Origin of the sequence: Marinomonas transparens, from assembly GCF_016463975.1 — a bacterium.
Lineage (GTDB): Bacteria > Pseudomonadota > Gammaproteobacteria > Pseudomonadales > Marinomonadaceae > Marinomonas > Marinomonas transparens.
In genome coordinates this window covers 34,263-53,157 of record NZ_JAEMNX010000025.1, presented here as the reverse complement: position 1 = coordinate 53,157, position 18,895 = coordinate 34,263, and the positions used below count along the sequence as shown (strand labels likewise).

The 18,895-nt window shown below is 43.1% G+C and carries 19 protein-coding genes; 12 read left to right on the top strand and 7 right to left on the bottom strand.

All coding sequences use genetic code 11. The annotated features are described in order from the left end of the window. Positions 1-163: 163 nt before the first annotated feature. Entirely contained in the window at positions 164-1,915 is a 1,752-nt protein-coding gene (locus I8J31_RS17565; protein ID WP_199469895.1) for an SUMF1/EgtB/PvdO family nonheme iron enzyme, read from the bottom strand. Positions 1,916-2,003: 88 nt separating this feature from the next. Here I8J31_RS17565 and I8J31_RS17560 point away from each other — a divergent pair, with 88 nt between their 5' ends. Continuing rightward, positions 2,004-2,618: a MiaE family protein gene (locus tag I8J31_RS17560; RefSeq protein ID WP_199469894.1), complete on the top strand. Its 615-nt coding sequence runs from the start codon at positions 2,004-2,006 to the stop codon at positions 2,616-2,618. A 106-nt stretch (positions 2,619-2,724) separates the two neighbouring features. After that, positions 2,725-3,024, top strand: a complete 300-nt coding sequence (locus I8J31_RS17555) for a hypothetical protein (RefSeq protein WP_233402880.1) — start codon at positions 2,725-2,727, stop codon at positions 3,022-3,024. A gap of 76 nt (positions 3,025-3,100) precedes the next feature. Here I8J31_RS17555 and I8J31_RS17550 read toward each other — a convergent pair whose 3' ends face one another. From I8J31_RS17550 to queC, 3 genes are all read right to left on the bottom strand, one after another. Next, entirely contained in the window at positions 3,101-3,877 is a 777-nt protein-coding gene (locus I8J31_RS17550) for a UDP-2,3-diacylglucosamine diphosphatase (protein ID WP_199469892.1), read from the bottom strand. Beyond that, positions 3,877-4,380 (bottom strand): peptidylprolyl isomerase, encoded by a 504-nt coding sequence (locus I8J31_RS17545; protein WP_199469891.1) that lies wholly within the window; start codon positions 4,378-4,380, stop codon positions 3,877-3,879. Before I8J31_RS17545 ends, I8J31_RS17550 begins: the two co-directional genes overlap by 1 nt. A gap of 169 nt (positions 4,381-4,549) precedes the next feature. Further along, positions 4,550-5,209 carry a 7-cyano-7-deazaguanine synthase QueC gene (gene queC / locus I8J31_RS17540; protein WP_199469890.1) on the bottom strand — a complete coding sequence of 220 codons (660 nt, stop codon included), beginning with the start codon at positions 5,207-5,209 and terminating at the stop codon, positions 4,550-4,552. Positions 5,210-5,417: 208 nt separating this feature from the next. On the opposite strand from queC, the gene I8J31_RS17535 reads away from it, so the two are divergent. The 5 genes from I8J31_RS17535 to cysS all read left to right on the top strand — a co-directional run bounded on the left by I8J31_RS17535 (position 5,418) and on the right by cysS (position 10,561). Continuing rightward, a complete protein-coding gene (locus I8J31_RS17535) occupies positions 5,418-6,344 on the top strand; it encodes a bifunctional helix-turn-helix transcriptional regulator/GNAT family N-acetyltransferase (RefSeq protein WP_233402879.1) in 927 nt (308 codons plus the stop codon). Next, positions 6,341-7,069 (top strand): AzlC family ABC transporter permease, encoded by a 729-nt coding sequence (locus I8J31_RS17530; protein ID WP_199469888.1) that lies wholly within the window; start codon positions 6,341-6,343, stop codon positions 7,067-7,069. Before I8J31_RS17535 ends, I8J31_RS17530 begins: the two co-directional genes overlap by 4 nt. Beyond that, positions 7,066-7,395, top strand: coding sequence for an AzlD domain-containing protein (locus I8J31_RS17525; RefSeq protein ID WP_199469887.1), 330 nt, complete (start codon positions 7,066-7,068; stop codon positions 7,393-7,395). Before I8J31_RS17530 ends, I8J31_RS17525 begins: the two co-directional genes overlap by 4 nt. A gap of 103 nt (positions 7,396-7,498) precedes the next feature. Continuing rightward, positions 7,499-9,172, top strand: a complete 1,674-nt coding sequence (locus I8J31_RS17520; protein ID WP_199469886.1) for a glutamine--tRNA ligase/YqeY domain fusion protein — start codon at positions 7,499-7,501, stop codon at positions 9,170-9,172. Positions 9,173-9,178: 6 nt separating this feature from the next. Next, positions 9,179-10,561, top strand: coding sequence for a cysteine--tRNA ligase (gene cysS / locus I8J31_RS17515; RefSeq protein ID WP_199469885.1), 1,383 nt, complete (start codon positions 9,179-9,181; stop codon positions 10,559-10,561). Positions 10,562-10,628: 67 nt separating this feature from the next. Here the strand turns inward: cysS and I8J31_RS17510 are convergent, their stop codons facing one another. Beyond that, positions 10,629-11,063, bottom strand: coding sequence for a universal stress protein (locus tag I8J31_RS17510; RefSeq protein ID WP_199469884.1), 435 nt, complete (start codon positions 11,061-11,063; stop codon positions 10,629-10,631). A 61-nt stretch (positions 11,064-11,124) separates the two neighbouring features. On the opposite strand from I8J31_RS17510, the gene I8J31_RS17505 reads away from it, so the two are divergent. Then, complete coding sequence (locus I8J31_RS17505; protein WP_199469883.1) at positions 11,125-11,616, top strand: hypothetical protein; 492 nt, start codon at positions 11,125-11,127, stop codon at positions 11,614-11,616. Here I8J31_RS17505 and I8J31_RS17500 read toward each other — a convergent pair. Then, positions 11,613-12,404 (bottom strand): DNA topoisomerase I, encoded by a 792-nt coding sequence (locus I8J31_RS17500; protein WP_199469882.1) that lies wholly within the window; start codon positions 12,402-12,404, stop codon positions 11,613-11,615. The two genes, I8J31_RS17505 and I8J31_RS17500, sit on opposite strands and share 4 nt — an antisense overlap. A gap of 188 nt (positions 12,405-12,592) precedes the next feature. On the opposite strand from I8J31_RS17500, the gene topA reads away from it, so the two are divergent. The 3 genes from topA to I8J31_RS17485 are packed head-to-tail and all read left to right on the top strand — an operon-like array spanning position 12,593 to position 15,953. Next, the gene (gene topA, locus I8J31_RS17495; protein ID WP_199469881.1) at positions 12,593-15,223 is read left to right on the top strand and encodes a type I DNA topoisomerase; all 2,631 of its coding nucleotides are present in this window, start codon (positions 12,593-12,595) and stop codon (positions 15,221-15,223) included. Then, a complete protein-coding gene (locus I8J31_RS17490; RefSeq protein ID WP_199469880.1) occupies positions 15,220-15,684 on the top strand; it encodes a DUF6586 family protein in 465 nt (154 codons plus the stop codon). Before topA ends, I8J31_RS17490 begins: the two co-directional genes overlap by 4 nt. A gap of 2 nt (positions 15,685-15,686) precedes the next feature. Further along, the gene (locus I8J31_RS17485; protein WP_199469879.1) at positions 15,687-15,953 is read left to right on the top strand and encodes a hypothetical protein; all 267 of its coding nucleotides are present in this window, start codon (positions 15,687-15,689) and stop codon (positions 15,951-15,953) included. A 70-nt stretch (positions 15,954-16,023) separates the two neighbouring features. On the opposite strand, the gene lexA is transcribed toward I8J31_RS17485, so the two are convergent. Then, positions 16,024-16,644: a transcriptional repressor LexA gene (lexA, locus tag I8J31_RS17480; protein ID WP_199469878.1), complete on the bottom strand. Its 621-nt coding sequence runs from the start codon at positions 16,642-16,644 to the stop codon at positions 16,024-16,026. Positions 16,645-16,714: 70 nt separating this feature from the next. Between lexA and dinG the strand changes: the two genes are divergently transcribed. Next, complete coding sequence (gene dinG, locus I8J31_RS17475; protein ID WP_199469877.1) at positions 16,715-18,841, top strand: ATP-dependent DNA helicase DinG; 2,127 nt, start codon at positions 16,715-16,717, stop codon at positions 18,839-18,841. Positions 18,842-18,895 lie beyond the last annotated feature (54 nt).

Sequence of the window (18,895 nt, the reverse complement as noted above, 5' to 3'; positions counted from 1 at the left end):
GTTGCGATCAGGGCCTGTTTTCCTAGGCTCTTGGTATATCGAAACCTCACTATTTCACTCTCTGATTTGTGGCTTTATTTTATAGAAAAAATACTCTTAAGGCTTAATGTGCACCATAACAATTTCGAATAGGTGACATTTAGCGGAATTATTCTGATTTAGCTTATTTGTCGTTTTGCTGAATAATGCGAACCACTCGGAACCCCCAATTGCTTGCTTTTAGGTTGGGTTCTGCTGGGTATCGTGTTGCACTGCGTCCAACTCTTGGGATATCAAACCATGAGCCGCCTCGCAGAACCCTGCTTTCACAGCTGTCAGCTAACCAAACTTGGTTTTTTGAAGGCGCTCCCTCATAGTTATCGTGGTAACAATCTTCAACCCATTCGGCAACATTGCCATGCATATCAAATAAGCCTAGTGGATTACTGGCTTGACTGCCAACTGGCGCAGTAGAAACACCATCCCATTGGCTTCCACAGCTATCACAAACACTGTAGCCTGGTTTGACGTTATTGCCATACCAGAAAGAGGTATCTGAGTTGGCTCTTGCAGAATATTCCCATTCTATCTCTGTTGGGAGACGATATTCCTGTCCTGTTTGCTCTGATACCCAAGAGGCATAGGCCTTAGCGTCATACCAGTTGACGTTGACGACAGGACGTTTACCTCTACCCCAACCATTATCTGGAGGAAGTGCTCGACCTGTTACCTTGGCGAATTTGTCGTATTGATCAAAAGTGACTTCATATTTACTAAAGTAGAAACCGCGCGGAATATCAACTTCATGTACTGGGTACTCGTTATCATCCCCGATTCTTTGTTGGTCTCCCATTTTAAAATTGGCGGGAGCAATTTTTTCGATTTTTGGTGCTTTGCCGCCAGATATCAATGGTTCTTCTAGTACTTGTGGAAGGGTATCAAAAGAATCTTCAGCTTTAGCTGCCGCAGTTTTCTGGACTTGGGCAACGAGTTTTTTCTCAATAGGCGCATCAGCTGGCCATAGAATAAGAGCAGCAACAGCGCTGGTAGCAATTAGACCGCCAATAATGAGTATCTTTTTAGGAAGTTTGTTTAGTTTTCTGGTGTACTCGGTGATTTTATTTTCTTGTTCTGGGTTGTTACTTTCTTCTGGTCGATAGAGGTTGGCACGAAGAATTCTCATTACTTCGACTAATGATTTGGGACGATGGCGCTCATTTTCTTTGCTCCATTTGAGCAGTGATTGCCAAGTATTCTTACTGAGATTAGGATGCGAGCTTGGCAGGCTACTGGCAAAATCTTTATCGAGTATGGACTCACCAAGTAGGGAGGCCATAAGCAGTTTCATAAAAGCATAACGGTCTACCGCAGGGGTTCGTTTCTGCTCTTTTTGACGATATTCTGGCGGAGCGAAGCGTGGGTCCATTTCATGTTCTGAAATACGGGTCATCCAGTGATGGGTGCCAAAGCCTGTCATAACACCTAAACCGTTTACAACGTGAATAGAGTTAAGGTCTAGATGACCATGAAATAGTTTGTTTTTGTGTAATTGATCAAGCGCTTTGGCGATAGATTCAAATAGACTGACGACAACATTAAGCGGTGCACCGTCTGGGTATTTTCCTAAGAAACTATAAAGGTTTTCGCCGCCGCAAACGGCGGAACAAGAAAACACCCATAAATTAGAGTAAAAAGGTGGGTAGCTAGGAGTAATTGCGGGATGTTTTACGTTGGCATATTTCCTAGCATTCTGCAGGAAGTCTTCAACCTTGCCTTTGCTTGGTTGAAAAAAGCGTAACACAAAAGGTCGACCGCCCTGATCAACGACCCAGGTGGTTTTATTATCATCTACTGGGTAGTTTAAAACGTATGGGTCGAGCTCAACGCCAACGTGTTGTCCAATTTTTAACTTTTGTGGGTCATAAAAATCATTCATTAGAAATTTGGTATCCAAATCAAGACGTTGCTGCCTAAGAGTATAATAGAGAGTATAATCACGTTTTTTCAGATAAAAAGGTAGAGTAATGTTATCAGCATATCCTGAGCTTGTTGAATTTCTTCCATGTAAATCCCCTGAAGCATGGGTGAATTGGGCCTTGGAGAATCAGACCTTACTTTTAAATGACCATGCTCACTGTGAAAAAAAAGCCGCTTCAACTGCGATGAACTTAATGTATCGTTATGTAGATCGAGATAATCTGTTGCATAAGATGTCTCGTCTTGCCCGTGAAGAATTACTGCATTTTGAGCAGGTACATAAGTTGATGCGCAATCGTGGTGTGGTTTATGAACATTTAACCGCTTCTCGATATGCTAATGGTATGCGTAAGCATATTCGAACCCATGAGCCTGCAAGGCTGGTTGATACCTTGATTGTAGGGGCTTATGTTGAAGCGCGGTCTTGTGAGCGCTTTGCAGCCTTGGCCCCTCATTTGGATGAAGAACTCTCTAAATTTTATATCTCTTTGCTGAAATCCGAAGCTCGTCACTTTGAAGATTATCTCGCCCTTGCGCAGGAATATTCTGGTGAATCGATAGATGATCGAGTGGCTTTTTTTAGAGAGGTCGAGCATCAATTGATTGTCGAGCCTGATACTGAATTTCGCGTTCATAGTGGACCGCCACCAATCGCAGCTTAAGTTACAAAATACCACAAACCTACAGTGAATCGACACGGTATATTTTTCTTCAAAGACTAAACTCATAGCATTAAGCCTAAGGTTGGGGGATGTTATGGGGATGCAAATGAGTGAAGAGTTATCAGATTTGACTTATTGGCTCGCATTAGAAATTGCGAAACACGATCCTATTGTTGATTTTAATGTGATTTATGAAGGTTCTTTAGAGTTAGATTTTCTTTATCAGCTATTGACTAGTAAGGCCCAGCGATACTGGTGGGATACTTTTGGGGTAGAGCTTAATCCAGTGACTATCAATAATGCCTTTTTTCGTGCGATTGCTATGTTACATCAGCGTAATGTGGAGTTTAGCCAATCTCGCAATGTCGCTGAAACGGAATGGGTAAAAGAGCTTTTACACCTGTAATAATGTTGTAAATAAGGGCCAGCACTTTTAACTTGAGAGAGGCTGGCTTTTTATTGTGTCATTAGCAGTGGGCAGTTTATTGGAGTGTTTCTTTATGCGCTTCTTGCATGCCATTTATGCCTTTGGCGAAAAAATCCTCGACTGACGCTTTTGATTGAATGTATTGATCGTTTTCAATCGTGGCGAGCCAAATGTATTTGTCCCAATCACCTAATACACAGCGTAAAGACTGTTTGTGTTTGTGCGTAGCAGGGCGGTGTGTGTGCCCATGGACCAGTGTCTTGCTATTGTGTAGTTTAAGCGATTGCTGAACGGATGATTCCGTGACATCCATAATGGAAGATGACTTATCGGCTGACATGGATTTACTGTCATTACGTAGTTTGGCTGCCATGGCAATGCGCTGTTCTAATGGCATGGCTAGAATTTGATCCTGCCAAGCAGCAGAGCGAACCATGGCCCGAAAGGTTTGGTATTCGATATCCTCTAGGCAGTATTCATCCCCGTGGGTAAGAAGAATAGAATGTTTATCACAGGATAGGGTGGTTTGCTCCGTGATTAACTTTGCACCGACTCGTTCAAGCCAAGCTTTGCCTATTAGAAAGTCTCTATTGCCATGCAAAAAAAACAATGAGATATCGGATTGTGTGACCTTGCTTAGTGCTGTTTCAATCTGAGTATTCCAGTCAGCGTGAAAATCGTCGCCAATCCATGCTTCATAAAAATCACCAAGAATATAAAGCTCAGCTTTTGCATTTTTAGCAATGAGTTCGTCTGTCATCTGAATAAACGCCCGAATTAGATCTGGGCGTTTATTACTAAGATGCAGATCAGAGATGAAATAGCGAATCATTAAGCTGGGTTTTTGATTAATTCGGCTGTTTCAATGATGACGTCTTCCGCAGGGACATCTTGATGGCCTGCTTTAACGGTTGTTTTTACTTCTTTGATTTTATTAACGACATCCATGCCTGCAGTCACTTTACCAAATACAGCATAGCCCCAGCCATCAGATGTTTTGCTGCGGTGGTTTAGGAAGCTGTTGTCAGCGATGTTAATAAAAAACTGTGAAGAGGCAGAGTGTGGATCCATAGTGCGTGCCATGGCCAAAGTACCAACGGCATTTTTAAGTCCATTGTCTGCTTCGTTTTCGATTGAGCTACGGCTTTCTTTTTGCGTCATACCTGGCTCAAACCCGCCACCTTGAATCATGAAGCCATTAATAACACGGTGAAAAATAAGGCCATCGTAAAAACCAGAAGTGACATATTCTTCAAAGTTTTTCGCAGATTTAGGGGCTTTTTCATAATCTAGTTCAATATGAATGTCGCCGTGGTTTGTGTGTAAAACGATCATGTGAAGATCCTTGTTTTCAGTGGTTTTATAAAAATTAGCTCGCCGCTCAAAAGGCAGCTATCTAGTCGATGTTAAGCATTTTATGTGTTTGTAGGCTTAGACGCCACCTTGGATGTGTTAAACAATTAGCGAAAGGCATCTGATGGCTTATTGATTGAAGGCGTTATGCTTAAGCTTCATAGACTAATGGATCTTGGAAAGCCTGTTCATCAAATGCTTCTAGGCGTTCATAACAAGCACCACATTTACCACAAGCCTGTTCTCTGCCGTTGTAGCAGGTCCAGGTTTTACTGTAGTCCAGTTGCATTTCTAAACCTGCTTTTAGTATGTCACCCTTAGAGGAATATAAGAAAGGCGTAACAATCTCCACAGATTGGTAGTTGGCGATTTTGGATACGGCATTCATTGCCTCAACAAACTCCGGACGACAATCAGGGTAAATATGGTGATCGCCTGAGTGGGCACCGTAAAAAACTTTTCCAGCTTCTAAAGAGACCGCGTAAGCAATTGCCATAGATAGAAGTACCATGTTGCGATTTGGCACGACTGTGGATTTCATGTTGTCATTTTCGTAATGGCCTTCTGGGATCTCTATGTCGCTGGTTAAAGATGAGCCAGTCATTAGGCTGTTAATGGCAGTAATATCGACAACCTTATGGGGAATAGTCAATTCGCGACAAACATTCGCGGCGACATCCAACTCCTTGCTGTGCTTTTGTCCGTAATTAAAGGACAAAGCGTAAACATCTAGTCCATTTTTAATGGCCGTATGCAATACAGTGTATGAATCCATTCCACCTGAATAAACAACCACAGCCTTTTCTTTCATTTCATTTTCCTTAGCCAAATTTTCTAATGGGTTGGAGTATTAATTAAGCGCTGGATTGTAGCAGAAGTTAGCAATGAATTTTATATGCGTGTTGGTTTAGAGGCTTGTTAGGCGATATTTTATTTGCTTTAATAAATATAGGTAACTGGTTACTTATATTTATTAAAGCAAATATGGAGATGTGATGGAGCGGTTTGGGGTTTTGTCTATGGGGAGTCGCTTAAAGCGTTTAAGTGATCACCTTTTTCAAGAGGTTCAGGGGATTTATCAAGAATACGGCATTCCAATTTCAGGCACTTACTTTCCAATTTTACGTTTGCTGCAATTGTCTGGTGCAATGTCGGTGATGGATATGGCTGAAAAGTTGAAAGTTAGTCACCCTGCCGTAAGCAAGCAAGTGACAAAGATGCTAAAAGAAGGCTTGCTAGAAAAAGAGCTGGATCCTTGTGATCAAAGGCGCTCGCATTTGAAGCTGTCTGCTGATGGCCATCAAGCAATGGCTCAAGTTGAGCCCATTTTGCAGGAAATGAAAGTGGTGCTGGATGGCGTCATAAATATACCTTCTGCAAACTTTTTACAGGCCCTTGAACAAGTTGAAAGGCAGTTACTTGGCAATGAACTGACTGAAATGGTGATAGATCGTTTAAGTAGAGTAAATATCATTCCATACAAGGAAACCCATCAATCTGCTTTTTTTGCTTTGAATATGCATTGGTTAGAAAGCTATTTTCCAGATCAGGTGATTGAAGCTGACTATCAAGTTTTAGAAGACCCTCAGGCTTCTATTATAGATAAATCGGGTTTTGTGTGGATGGCGATTAGAGAGGGCAGTGAGAGGGCATTAGGTACGCTTGCTATGTTGCCCGATTCTCAAGCGAATAGCACTGCACTGTTGAAGTTAGCCGTAGCAGAACATGCTCAAGGTAAAGGTATTGCACAACGATTGATGGATCAAGCCATTGCGCAAGCACGGCAAATGGGGGTTGAAAAAATGACTCTTGAAACCGCTTCTTGTTTAGAAGCAGCCAAACGACTGTATGAAAAAAATGGTTTTGTTGAAATGCCGGCTCCAAAGCCTTCCCTTTATGAAAGGGCAGATGTCTATATGGAAAAAATATTGGAGAAGTCCCTATGAGTTTGTTTAAAGAAATGAGACGAGGGGCAGTGGCTTCGATTCCTATGATAGTGGGCGGTATTCCATTTGGCCTTTTGTTTGGTTCATTGGCTTCTAGTTATGGTCTAAGCCCATGGTTTGCCATGGCAATGTCTTCTGTTGTGTTTGCTGGTTCCGCGCAGTTTGTTGCCATCGGTTTGATTTCTATTCATGCGCCACTCTGGGTCATTATCTCAACGACTTTTGTGGTCAACCTTAGGCACCTACTTTACGCTGCGGACTTGGTTAAGTTTGTTAAACACTTACCGATGAAAGTACGTGTGATAATGGGGTTTGGTTTGATCGATGAAACCTATGCTGCCGTTCGGCCTTTATACGGGACGCGAGTAGTGGATGAAAAAAACGGGCATCAAGCTTATTTAGGTTCATTTTTGTCTTTTTATCTTATGTGGAATGTCACGACTTTCTTGGGTGTTATGTCGGGTGAGTTGATTCCCGGAATGAGTGACTGGGGGTTAGAGTTTGCTATGGTGGCGACTTTTATTGGCATCATTACGCCTTATTTGAAAAGTAAGCCATTTGTTCTTGCACTGCTTAGTTCTGCCGTGACCTCTGTGTTGTTGGTTGGCTTGCCGAATAATCTAGGTTTGTTGGTTGCCGCCATGATTGGTGTGTTAGTAGGTTATTTAAGTGATTTACGACTAGGAAAATGTCAGTTGGATAAAGCTGAGGAGGTTGTCCGATGACAACAGTTGACAGTGTTATCGTGATTGCAGGTATGTTCTTGGTGACCTTTGGAATCCGCTTTGTGTTGTTTGCCCGTGCTCACAAAGTGAGCATGCCAGAATGGCTAGAAAAGGCGCTAAGGTATGTGCCAGTGGCCGTGTTGACGGCCATAATTACTCCTATGATTGTTATGCCCAATCAGCAGCTGAATGTGGCTTTAAATAATCCTTGGTTGCTTGGTGCTGCGGCAGCTTTTTTAGTGGGTATTTGGCGTCAACAGCAGTTATTGACCATAGTGGTTGGTGTTTTAGTGTTTTTTATCTCCAAATACCTCGTTGGGCTATAGAATTTTTTCCCAGCTAGCGCCCCTATGAAACCTAAATCAGATATACTCGTAGGTTAAAGTAACAACGTCTGTTAGACGCACATTTATCAGGATTTACAACAACATGTCAGAAACGTCAAAACCCGGTAATTTCATTACCCAAATTATTGATAAAGATAACGAATCAGGTAAAAACGCTGGTGTTGTCACAACCCGTTTTCCGCCTGAGCCTAACGGCTACCTACATATTGGCCATGCTAAATCTATTTGCTTGAATTTTGGCTTAGCACAACGCTATAACGGCCAATGTAATCTTCGTTTTGACGATACGAACCCTGAAAAAGAAAGTGTTGAATATATAGAGTCAATTAAACGCGATGTTGAGTGGCTTGGCTTTTCGTGGAAAGACGACATTAAGTTTGCGTCTGGGTATTTTGATCAGCTTTTTGATTTTGCTGTGCAGCTTATACAAGCAGGCAAAGCTTATGTTTGCGAGTTGAACGCAGAGCAAATGCGTGACTATCGTGGCACATTGAAAGAGCCGGGTAAGAATAGTCCATATCGTGACCGTACTGTTGAAGAAAACATGACCATTTTTATGGATATGAAAAATGGTAAGTATAAAGATGGCGAAGCCGTGTTGCGCGCTAAAATTGATATGGCAAGTCCGAATATCAATATGCGTGATCCTATTATTTATCGTGTACGTCATGTGCATCACCACCAAACGGGTGATAAGTGGTGTGTGTACCCAATGTATGACTTTACTCACTGTCTTTCTGATGCCATTGAAGAAGTGACGCACTCTGTTTGTACTTTGGAGTTCCAAGATCACCGTCCTTTATATGACTGGGTATTGGATACATTAAAGACGTTTCACCCGCAACAAATCGAATTTGCTCGTTTGAATTTGAACTATACGGTAACCAGTAAGCGTAAATTAAAACAGTTAGTGGATGAGAAACACGTAAGCAGCTGGGATGATCCGCGTATGCCGACGATTTCTGGTCTACGTCGTCGTGGTTATACTGCGCTTTCTATTCGCAACTTCTGTGAGCGAATTGGTGTGACTAAATCAGACAGTGTGGTGGATTTCGGCATGCTAGAGCATGCTATCCGTGAAGATTTAGATGCTAACGCTAATCGTGCCATGGTTGTGTTAAACCCTATTAAGGTGACATTAACGAATTACCCAGAAGGCAAAGAAGAAATTTTCATGGTGAACAATCACCCTAAAAATGAAGCCGCTGGAACACGTGAAGTGCCTTTTGGCAAAGAGTTGTACATTGATGCAGCAGACTTTGCTGAAGTGCCGCCGCGTAAGTGGAAGCGCTTAACCTTAGAAGGTGCTGTTCGCCTGCGTGGTGGTTATGTTATTACCTGTGATGAAGCGATTAAAGATGCGCATGGTGAGGTGGTTGAGCTGCGTTGTCGTTACGATGAAAATACCTTGGGTGTGAACCCTGAAGGTTATAAGCCAAAAGGTGTGATTCATTGGGTCAGTGCAAAGCATGCGGTCGATGCAAGGGTAAACTTATATGACCGCCTGTTTAATGAAGAAGCGCCAGATGCCAATCATGAGGGCAAAAACTTTTTAGACTTTATTAACCCAGAGTCCTTGACGGTTTTAACGAATGTAAAAGCTGAGCCGTCTCTAGTGTCGTCAGACAAGGGGCAAGGTTTTCAGTTTGAGCGGGAAGGTTATTTCTGTCGTGATTTGGTGGAAGAGGGCATTGTCTTCAATCGAACTGTCACTCTACGTGATTCATGGGCCAAAATAGAAGCAAAAGGAAAGTAAACGAACATGCTAAAAATATACAATACTCTCTCAGGCAAAAAAGAAGTCTTTAAACCAATTGTTGAGGGAAAAGTTGGCATGTATGTGTGTGGCAACACAGTGTATGACTTTTGTCATATTGGCCACGCCCGAGCGATGATTTCTTTTGACATTATTTCGCGCTTTATTCGCCACCTTGGTTATGATTTAAATTACGTGCGCAATATCACGGATGTGGATGACAAAATCATTAAGCGTGCGCAAGAAAATAATGAAACGACTCAGTCGCTGACCGAACGAATGATTGCTGCTCAGCAAGAAGACGAGCTGAAGCTAGGCAATAAAATGCCTGACCGTGAACCCAAAGCAACGGAATTCATGCAAGAAATTATCACTATGATACAAACTCTGGTTGAAAAGGGGTTTGCTTATCAGGGGGCTTCTGGAGATGTGTATTATCGTGCTACAGCATTTGCTGAATACGGTAAGTTAAATAATCGTAAGCTGGATGAGATGTTAGCGGGTGCGCGTATTGATGTGGAAGCATCAAAAGAACATCCTGCAGATTTTGTTTTGTGGAAACAGGCTAAGTCTGGTGAAGTGTCTTGGGAATCTCCTTGGGGAGCCGGTCGACCTGGTTGGCACATTGAATGTTCTGCTATGTCGACAAACTGCCTTGGTAGTCATTTTGATATTCATGGTGGTGGTCCAGATCTCAAGTTTCCTCACCATGAAAATGAGATTGCACAATCGGAAGCAGCAACTGGCAAAGAGTATGTTAATTACTGGATGCACTGTGGTGCTGTTCGAGTAAATAACGAAAAAATGTCTAAATCACTCGGTAATTTTTTCACGGTTAGAGATGTGCTGGCTAAGTTTAACCCTGAAGTGGTTCGCTATCTGATGGTGTCTAGTCAGTACCGTAGTGCGATTGATTATTCGGATCAAAGCTTACATGAAGCAAAGGTAGCGCTGGAGCGTTTGTATACGGCGTTGCGTGGTCAGACTCTTGTATCAAGTTATGAGGCGACGGACTTTACAGTACGCTTTGAAGCGGCAATGAAAGATGATTTTAACACGGCTGTGGCTGTTTCAGTTTTGTTTGAATTGGTACGAGAGTTGAACAAGGCGAAAGCAGAAGCGCCAGAAAAAGCGGCGGCTTTGGCGACTGAATTGAAAAGTTTAGCTGAGCTTCTAGGTTTGCTTTATCAGGATCCTGAATATTTTTTGCAAAACAGTACGATTGTTGAAGGTTTAAGTGAAGAAGCGATACAGGCACTGATTGATGAACGCACGCAAGCGCGTAAAGATAAAAACTTTGCCCGTAGCGATGAAATTCGTGATGAACTGGATAGTAAAGGGATTGAACTTCTTGATAGTAGAGAAGGGACGACTTGGACGAGAAACTAGTTCTGTAAAAGGCGATGCATCTGCATCGCCTTTTTAGGTGCCTAATACTGTGTGAAGAGCTTTTAAATTAGTCTTTAGTGACGCGTACCGCGAGTACATCGCATGGTGCGCCATGTAGAACACCGTTAGCCGTGGACCCAAGCAGTAAAGCAAGGCCATGACGACAGTGGCTACCGACGACAATAAGATCTGCTTGCTTTTCTTCAGCGATACGATGGATTTCGCTCTCTATACCTCCTTGTGTGACACAAGTTTCTTTTTTTGCAACATCGATTTGAGCTTCTAAAATCGACATGCGTTCTTTTGCGGTTTCTTGGAGTTGGGTTTGTATATCTGTGATGTCGATTGGGACGTCACCGCCATAGGCATAATTTAAAGATTCGATAACGTGCAGTATGGTGAGTTCTGCTCCAGTGGCTTGGCATAGGGATGCGGCTTTATTGGCAACCTTGATGCTTTCGTCAGTCAGGTCAACGGCAAGTATAATTCTGTGGTACAGCATAGAACACCTCCAAATGTGGCTATATAGTTATTTTAGTTCAAAATTCGACGAGATATTATAAATGATCACTTTCATTGTTATTTTTATTACATTGTCCCTCATGGGCTCTGCGTTATGGATTTTGCCTTCTAAAAATGAGCGCCGCCGTATGGCATTGCGGATGCAGGCGCGTAAACTGAATCTTGTTGTTCAGCTTACCTCAATTGACCTTCCTGACAAGTGGGATAAGTCATTGAATACGCATAAAGTTTGCGGATATTCGCTTTATCGCCCTAAAGCAATAGCAACATTTCCGGAAAAAGTGTGGTTATTACCCTACGAGGTATGGAAATATCACTCTTTGTTGGAGGGGTGGTGGGCGAGTAAGGCATTCACTTTAGATGAAGAGTCTGGAGCCATTCTAAAAAATTGTGGGGCTTTGTTGGTAGCGATCAAAATAGCACCAGAGGCTGTTACCTTTTATTGGAACGAGGCTGGTGATGAGACACAGCTAGAACAGCTGAAAACGCTTTTGGTGTCTTTATCTGCAGTAGATTTTTCTATTACGACCTAAGTTTTATCGGCTTCATCGTTTAAAGCATCTAATACAGAGGGGTCTGGTGCAGTTTCTAAGTTTTGAATTAACTGGCTAAGGGCCTCTTCTGGGTTTTCACTGTTTTGCATGGCCGCTATGGTGGGAGAAAGAATGTCTCTAATTCTCTCTGTAACAAAGGTCTGAAGTTGTTTTTTCTCAGGGCGTTCAATAGAGTCACTTTTAAGGTGAGATAAAACAATGCTGTAAAGTGTTTGTGCTACCTTATGATCTCCACTTTCAAAGTTCTTGTTGGCTTGGACAATTTGACGGTTTAATTGAACCCATAGATTCAGCCAGCGCATATAGTCGTAACATGCTTGATAATGGGTATTACTAATTCTGCCTTTTCTGCGTAAAAACAGTAACATTTTAGCAAGCTTGGTGAGGCGCTCTTTATAGAGGGCTTTTTCCTGAAAGCTTAGGGCTTCTGGTTCTGGGTTGAACTCAATGGGGTCAGCGTTGCGTGCATCTTCGGCTTGGGCTATGCGTATATCAAGTTTTTCTGAGTCGTCAGTATATTGTAGAAGCTCACGGAGCGTGTCTAAGTAAAAATCATAAAGCACATCAGTAGCTATCGTGTCGGTATTTATGTTACTAATGCCGCGAATATGTTGCTCAACACGGTCAGCTCGATTGGAAAGTTGTAGCTGTTTAAAACGGCGTGCCGTGATTTCTTTTTCTTTTTGGTGTGCACGAGAGCCTACAATTACGGATATTATGACAATGATACTTAGAAGTGTAATCGTTAAAATTTGCAGGGTGGCCATGATTGTCCTTCGGTAATGAATTCAGTATGTTAAATAAGAAATACCAAGCTCAGCAAGATTTAATATGTGAAACAATACAGGGATCGCTTGTTATATAAAAGGTGTTTGCTTAATATCAGCCACCGAAAGACTAAACTACGTGCAACGTGGATTTGCAGACGTACTTCATAAAAGGCTTACACAGTTCAATGGGAAAATCACTAGTTATCGTGGAATCGCCTGCTAAGGCGAAAACCATCAATAAATACCTAGGCAATGACTTTGTTGTGAAATCGAGTGTAGGACACATTCGTGACTTGCCTTCTGGCACAACAGCGACATCAACACCTCAAGAGCGTGCAAAGCAAGCGGCTTTAACACGTAAAATGAGTCCAGAAGAAAAGATCGAACATAAAAGTCGCAAATCTCGTCAGCAATTGATCTCCAGAATGGGGGTTGATCCAGAAAATAACTGGCAGGCACGGTATGAAATTCTACCGGGCAAAGAGAAGGTTGTTGAAGAATTAAGACGTTTAGCAAAAAATGCTGACACCATCTATCTCGCGACCGATTTGGACCGCGAGGGGGAAGCAATTGCGTGGCATCTAAGAGAAGCCATTGGTGGTGATGACAGCCGCTATAAACGTGTCGTGTTTAACGAAATCACCAAAAAAGCCATCAAGGCGGCGTTTGAGACACCTTCTGAACTGGATCTTAACCGAGTTAATGCCCAGCAAGCGCGTCGTTTCTTAGACCGCGTGGTGGGCTTCATGGTGTCGCCTTTGCTGTGGGCAAAAGTGGCTCGTGGTTTATCGGCTGGTCGAGTGCAATCGGTTGCCGTCCGTTTGATTGTTGAGCGTGAAAAAGAAATACGCGCTTTTGTTCCCGATGAGTTTTGGGAGCTGGATGCGTTGCTTGCTACGCCTTCAAAAGAAACCATTAAATTTGAAGCAGTCAAATATCAAGGCAAAGAATATCGTCCGATAAATAAGCAACAATCTGATGAACATGTTGCGCGTTTAGACAGTGCAAAATATCTCGTCAGCAATCGAGAAGATAAACCGACCAGTAGTAAACCTTCTGCACCATTTATCACTTCAACCCTACAACAGGCGGCTAGTACGCGTCTGGGCTACGGGGTTAAAAAGACCATGATGCTGGCTCAGCGGCTGTATGAAGGTGGTTACATTACTTATATGCGTACTGACTCCACTAACTTGAGTGCAGAGGCAGTTGAAGCGCTAAGAGGGTATATTGCCTCTAATTTTGGTGATGCTTATTTACCTGATGAAGCGATTCGTTACAGCAGTAAAGAGGGGGCTCAAGAGGCCCATGAGGCGATTCGCCCTTCTGATGTGACGGTGCGTGTGGATGATTTATTGGGCATGGAAAAAGACGCCCATCGTCTATATGACTTAATTCGTAGTCAGTTTATGGCGTGTCAAATGACGCCTGCTCAATACACCTCAACCACGGTGACGGTGACCAGTGGTGAGTATGAGTTTAAAGCTAAGGGTCGTATATTGCGTTTTGATGGTTACACCCGTGCCATGCAAACCGTGGTCAAGAAAGGGGAAGATAATACTTTGCCTGATATTGCTAAGGGTGAGTATTTAACCCTTGGTGAGCTGTTACCAGAGCAGCATTTCACTAAACCTGTGGCACGTTTTGGTGAAGCTAGCCTAGTAAAAGAACTTGAAAAGCGTGGCATAGGTCGTCCTTCCACTTATGCTGCGATTATTTCTACGATTCAAGATCGTGGTTATGTGCGCGTAGAAAATCGTCGTTTCTATGCCGAAAAAATGGGTGATATTGTTACCGAGCGTTTGGTAGATAGTTTTCATTCATTAATGAACTTCAGTTTTACTGCGAAAATGGAAGAACAGTTGGACGAAATCGCTGAGGGTAAAGAGAACTGGATAGAGGCGCTGAACGCTTTTTATCGAGACTTTAGTGGTGTGTTGGCGAAGGCAGAAAGCCCAGAAGGCGGCATGATGTTGAATGCGCCGACCCCGACAGATATTGAGTGTCCTACTTGTTCTCGCCCTATGCAAATACGTACCGCGAGTACCGGCGTGTTCATGTCTTGTTCTGGTTACGCCTTACCACCTAAAGAGCGTTGTAAAGCGACCATTAACCTTGTACGTGGTGATGAAGCGGTTGCCGTGGATGATGATGAGGGTGAATCAAAAGCACTTATCAATAAACATCGCTGTCAAATTTGTGGTTCAGCCATGGATAGTTACTTGATGGATGAGCACCGTAAATTGCATGTTTGTGGTAATAACCCTTCTTGTTCTGGCTATGAAGTGGAGCAAGGGACATTCAAAATTAAAGGCTATGATGGTCCTTTGCTTGAGTGTGATAAATGCAGTGCTGACATGCAGCTTAAAACGGGTCGTTTTGGTAAATATTTCGGTTGTACCAATGAAGAGTGTAAAAATACCCGTAAATTGTTGAAGAGCGGTGAAGCTGCGCCACCTAAGATGGACCCTGTGCCCATGCCAGATTTGGCATGCCTGAAGGTAGAAGACCATTATGTACTTCGTGACGGTGCGACAGGTTTGTTTTTAGCGGCGAGTCAGTTTCCTCGTAAACGTGAGACTCGTGCGCCGCTGGTAAAAGAATTACTACCTTATATGGATCAAATAGACCCTAAATATCACTTTTTTGCCAAAGCGCCAGTAAAAGATTCTGAAGGCCGTCCTACTATCATTCGTTATAGTCGTAAGACCAAAGAGCAATATGTTATGACGGAAGAAGAGGGCAAACCAACAGGCTGGAAAGCCTTCTTCGTTGGTTCTAAATGGGTGATCGAGGAAGGTAAGAAAAAGAAATGAGCGGTGTCAGTTTAGCCAGCGCGACTAATCAGAAGCTAGATACTGCACGACGCCTTCTTCAGCAGAGTCAAGCAAGTGAAGAAAAATGGCTGAGTGCAGGGCTAGAAAGTTCTGCGATTTTTCAATTAAGGAGTGCTCTTAATGGCTTGTTGCAAGAAGTGCGTTCTTCTTACTCCTTGTCATCGTCTTTTGAGATTACAGAGTTGCTCGCTGAAGCAAGCGCTAAGCAGATTGTCATTCCTGTATTAAGTGAGTTGTCTGACTTATTGTCTCGCCCCGACTCCTGGTGTTCCCAGTTACAGCAAGCTTATCTTGTGCAGTTAGAATGTCGCTCGGCAGCACATATTGTTAATGATAATCTTATTGGCCGTGGTGGTGATTCTGGCGCTTCTGTCGATTTGTATTTGGCTAAATTGGTTGAACTTGTATTGCGTTTTAGAGAAGAGTCATCAGAGTATTGAATATGAAAGAGTCTTACCTAGAAATTGTTGAGCTGGATAACGGTGATATAGTGCTTAGACCGGCCAGTGAAGAGGGTGAGGAATCCGTGCCCTTGGCCACCTTGAAAATTTCAGACGATACCAAGTCCTATTTAAAAGAACGATACTTTGAATTGGCCAAATGCATGTTCCATGCTGGTATCGATTTTGTGTATTCGGACGAATCTGTTTTTGGAGAGGAGTTTGAATACCCTGAGGACGCCGATCTTCGACCGAAAATATTGCATTAGCAAGAGTGAATAAGTTAATAAAAAAGCGAAGCTGTAGGCTTCGCTTTTTTTGGATTTAGCTAAGGAGGGTTTATAGGTTTTGGCGGATGACGCCAACCGATAAGCCTTCAATAGCAAACTCTTCGCTTTCAAGGTCAACGATAATATCGTCGAACTCTTCGTTTTCTGGCATTAGGCGAACAATACGGCCTTTTTGTTCAAAGCGTTTAACGGTGACTTCATCGCCAATTCGAGCAACGACAATTTGGCCGTTACGAACGGTATTGGTTTTATGTACGGCAAGTAAGTCGCCTTCCATAATGCCAATGTCCTTCATGCTGGTGCCAGACACGGAAAGGAAATAATCTGCTTTAGGGGAAAACATGGATGCTGGAATGTTCACATGGGAGGCGACATTCTCCTGTGCTAAGACAGGAAAACCAGCGGCAACCCTACCTATGACAGGTAAGCCAAGGTTATCCTCTTCGTCATTGGAGGATTCCTCAACTAAGCGGATACCTCGTGAAGCACCGGGGAGCATTTCAATCGCGCCTTTTTTTGCTAAGGCCTTTAAATGCTCTTCCGCCGCATTAGGGGACTTAAAACCTAAGCGATTAGCGATTTCTGCACGTGTCGGAGGAAACCCAGTTTCATCAATAAATTCGCGAATGGTTTCTAGTACGTCAGATTGTCTTTGAGTTAATTTAATCATAGGATCGTCTGGTTGTTTATACAGTAACTGTTATTATATACAGCATTATCAACTATTCTCAATAAATTAAATGCTTTCAGACGAACTAAAAAAACAAATACATCTCGCTTACCGTTCTTCTTTGGAGGCTAAGCAGCATAAACCTAGGGTTGGGCAGCGCCAAATGATAGGTGCAATCGCCCGTACTCTGGGTAATATCAAACAGGATAGCGAAGGTAATCGCTTGGATGAGAAGCATGTTGCTGTGGTCGAGGCTGGGACAGGGACAGGGAAGACTTTATCCTATTGTTTGGCCGCCATTCCAATTGCTAAGGCCCGTGATCTTAAGTTGATCATTTCTACCGCGACGGTCGCCTTGCAGGAGCAGATTCTTCATAAAGAGCTACCTAACCTTCTAGAACATACAGACTTAAGCTTTAAATACACTTTGGCTAAGGGACGAGGTCGTTATCTTTGCTTGAATAATCTAGAGGGCTTTCTGGGATCTGAAGAGCAAGCTATTGACGATATGTTTGCAGGCTTGTTTGAACAGCATTTGCAATCTGATGATGTTAATACTGCGCTTTATCAGGAAATGGATGCTGCATTAGGTAAAAACGAGTGGGACGGGGATAAGGACAATTGGGCGGGGATTATCCGTGACCAAGATTGGCGGCGCCTCACCACTGACCATCAGCAATGTACCAACCGTAATTGTGCTAATTATTCTGCTTGCCCATTTTTTAAAGCCCGGGCAGAGATAGAAACAGCGGATGTCATTGTTGCCAACCACGATTTAGTATTGGCTGACTTATCTCTTGGTGGCGGTGTGATTTTGACGGCACCGAAAGAAACCATCTACATTTTTGATGAAGGACATCATCTTCCTGATAAAGCCATTGGCCACTTTCGTCATGAAGTGCGTTTGCAGCAAGGCATAACTTGGCTGCGACAGTTAGAGAAAAACCTAGTCAATCTAAAGCAAGAGTTGACTGATGATGTCAGCTTGACGGGGCAGCTACTGCTTAAAATTCCGCAGCAGATACAAAGTATTGTGAACTTTGTTCAATACGCTCAGCAAGGCTTGGCGCCTTACATTCAAGGTTTGGGTCTTGATCAGGATAACAATCAGCATAGGTTTGAGTTTGGTGTGGTTCCTGATGAGTTACGTCAACTGGCTTACAGTCTACAAACCTCCTATCAAAAGCTATTTAATAATATTGAAAGTATTCAGGACGAGTGTAAAAAAACCAAGCAAAACGAAGGTATGGGGATTACACCTGAAACGGCAGAAACTTGGCAGCCTATTCTAGGCGTGATTCTTGGACGCTTAGAGCAATGTATTTCCCTATGGCGTTTGTATTCCGCGTCGGATGATCAAAATTATCCGCCCAATGCCCGTTGGTTAGTGCTTTCGGGTCAAGGTATGGAGCAGGATATAGAGCTGGGAGGATCGCCAATTTTAGCGGCAAATACCCTGAGGCAGCAGTTGTGGGACAAGTGTTTTGGGGCTGTGGTAACCTCTGCCACCTTAACGGCGTTGAATCAATTTCATCGTTTTAATATGCGTTCTGGTGTGCCCAATGAAAGCGAATATTTACGAGTATTGAGTCCGTTCGATTTTCAGGGCAAGGGTCGTTTGATTGTTCCTAATATGGATAATGAGCCTAACAAGGCGGACTTGCATACGGCTGAAATTATTAAATACCTTAATGAAAAGGTAAATGCGGATAAAGGCAGTTTGGTGCTGTTCTCGTCTCGCCGACAGATGGAAGAAGTCGCGCAGTCTTTGTCTCCTGGCTTGCAAGAAATTTTATTGGTGCAAGGTGAACAGTCAAAGCGTGTCATCTTGGACTCCCATAAATCGCGCATTGATGATGGTAAAGGCAGTTTGCTGTTAGGGCTTGCCAGTTTTGCTGAAGGGGTGGATTTACCGGGAGACTATCTGACCTGTGTCTATATCGCTAAGATTCCTTTTGCGGTTCCCGATGACCCTGTTGAGGCAACACTGGCGGAATGGATTCAAAAAAGAGGGGGTAACCCTTTTATGGAGATTACGATTCCAGATGCATCGTTGCGTTTAGTTCAAGCAACGGGGCGATTACTTAGGAGTGAAACTGACTCTGGTGAGATACATATTTTAGATATACGTCTGAAGACCAAACGTTATGGATCGCAACTTATCAGCAGTTTGCCGCCGTATCGCTATGAAAGATAAGCAAGGGGTGATAAAACCTCAGCGATTAGGTACACTTCACGCCAAGTTATCTAA

Coding starts and splice junctions, on each gene's coding strand:
- I8J31_RS17565 (WP_199469895.1), bottom strand. CDS start 1,915: ATGAATGATTTTTATGACCCACAAAAGTTAAAAATTGGACAACACGTT.
- I8J31_RS17560 (WP_199469894.1), top strand. CDS start 2,004: ATGTTATCAGCATATCCTGAGCTTGTTGAATTTCTTCCATGTAAATCC.
- I8J31_RS17555 (WP_233402880.1), top strand. CDS start 2,725: ATGAGTGAAGAGTTATCAGATTTGACTTATTGGCTCGCATTAGAAATT.
- I8J31_RS17550 (WP_199469892.1), bottom strand. CDS start 3,877: ATGATTCGCTATTTCATCTCTGATCTGCATCTTAGTAATAAACGCCCA.
- I8J31_RS17545 (WP_199469891.1), bottom strand. CDS start 4,380: ATGATCGTTTTACACACAAACCACGGCGACATTCATATTGAACTAGAT.
- queC (WP_199469890.1), bottom strand. CDS start 5,209: ATGAAAGAAAAGGCTGTGGTTGTTTATTCAGGTGGAATGGATTCATAC.
- I8J31_RS17535 (WP_233402879.1), top strand. CDS start 5,418: ATGGGGAGTCGCTTAAAGCGTTTAAGTGATCACCTTTTTCAAGAGGTT.
- I8J31_RS17530 (WP_199469888.1), top strand. CDS start 6,341: ATGAGTTTGTTTAAAGAAATGAGACGAGGGGCAGTGGCTTCGATTCCT.
- I8J31_RS17525 (WP_199469887.1), top strand. CDS start 7,066: ATGACAACAGTTGACAGTGTTATCGTGATTGCAGGTATGTTCTTGGTG.
- I8J31_RS17520 (WP_199469886.1), top strand. CDS start 7,499: ATGTCAGAAACGTCAAAACCCGGTAATTTCATTACCCAAATTATTGAT.
- cysS (WP_199469885.1), top strand. CDS start 9,179: ATGCTAAAAATATACAATACTCTCTCAGGCAAAAAAGAAGTCTTTAAA.
- I8J31_RS17510 (WP_199469884.1), bottom strand. CDS start 11,063: ATGCTGTACCACAGAATTATACTTGCCGTTGACCTGACTGACGAAAGC.
- I8J31_RS17505 (WP_199469883.1), top strand. CDS start 11,125: ATGATCACTTTCATTGTTATTTTTATTACATTGTCCCTCATGGGCTCT.
- I8J31_RS17500 (WP_199469882.1), bottom strand. CDS start 12,404: ATGGCCACCCTGCAAATTTTAACGATTACACTTCTAAGTATCATTGTC.
- topA (WP_199469881.1), top strand. CDS start 12,593: ATGGGAAAATCACTAGTTATCGTGGAATCGCCTGCTAAGGCGAAAACC.
- I8J31_RS17490 (WP_199469880.1), top strand. CDS start 15,220: ATGAGCGGTGTCAGTTTAGCCAGCGCGACTAATCAGAAGCTAGATACT.
- I8J31_RS17485 (WP_199469879.1), top strand. CDS start 15,687: ATGAAAGAGTCTTACCTAGAAATTGTTGAGCTGGATAACGGTGATATA.
- lexA (WP_199469878.1), bottom strand. CDS start 16,644: ATGATTAAATTAACTCAAAGACAATCTGACGTACTAGAAACCATTCGC.
- dinG (WP_199469877.1), top strand. CDS start 16,715: ATGCTTTCAGACGAACTAAAAAAACAAATACATCTCGCTTACCGTTCT.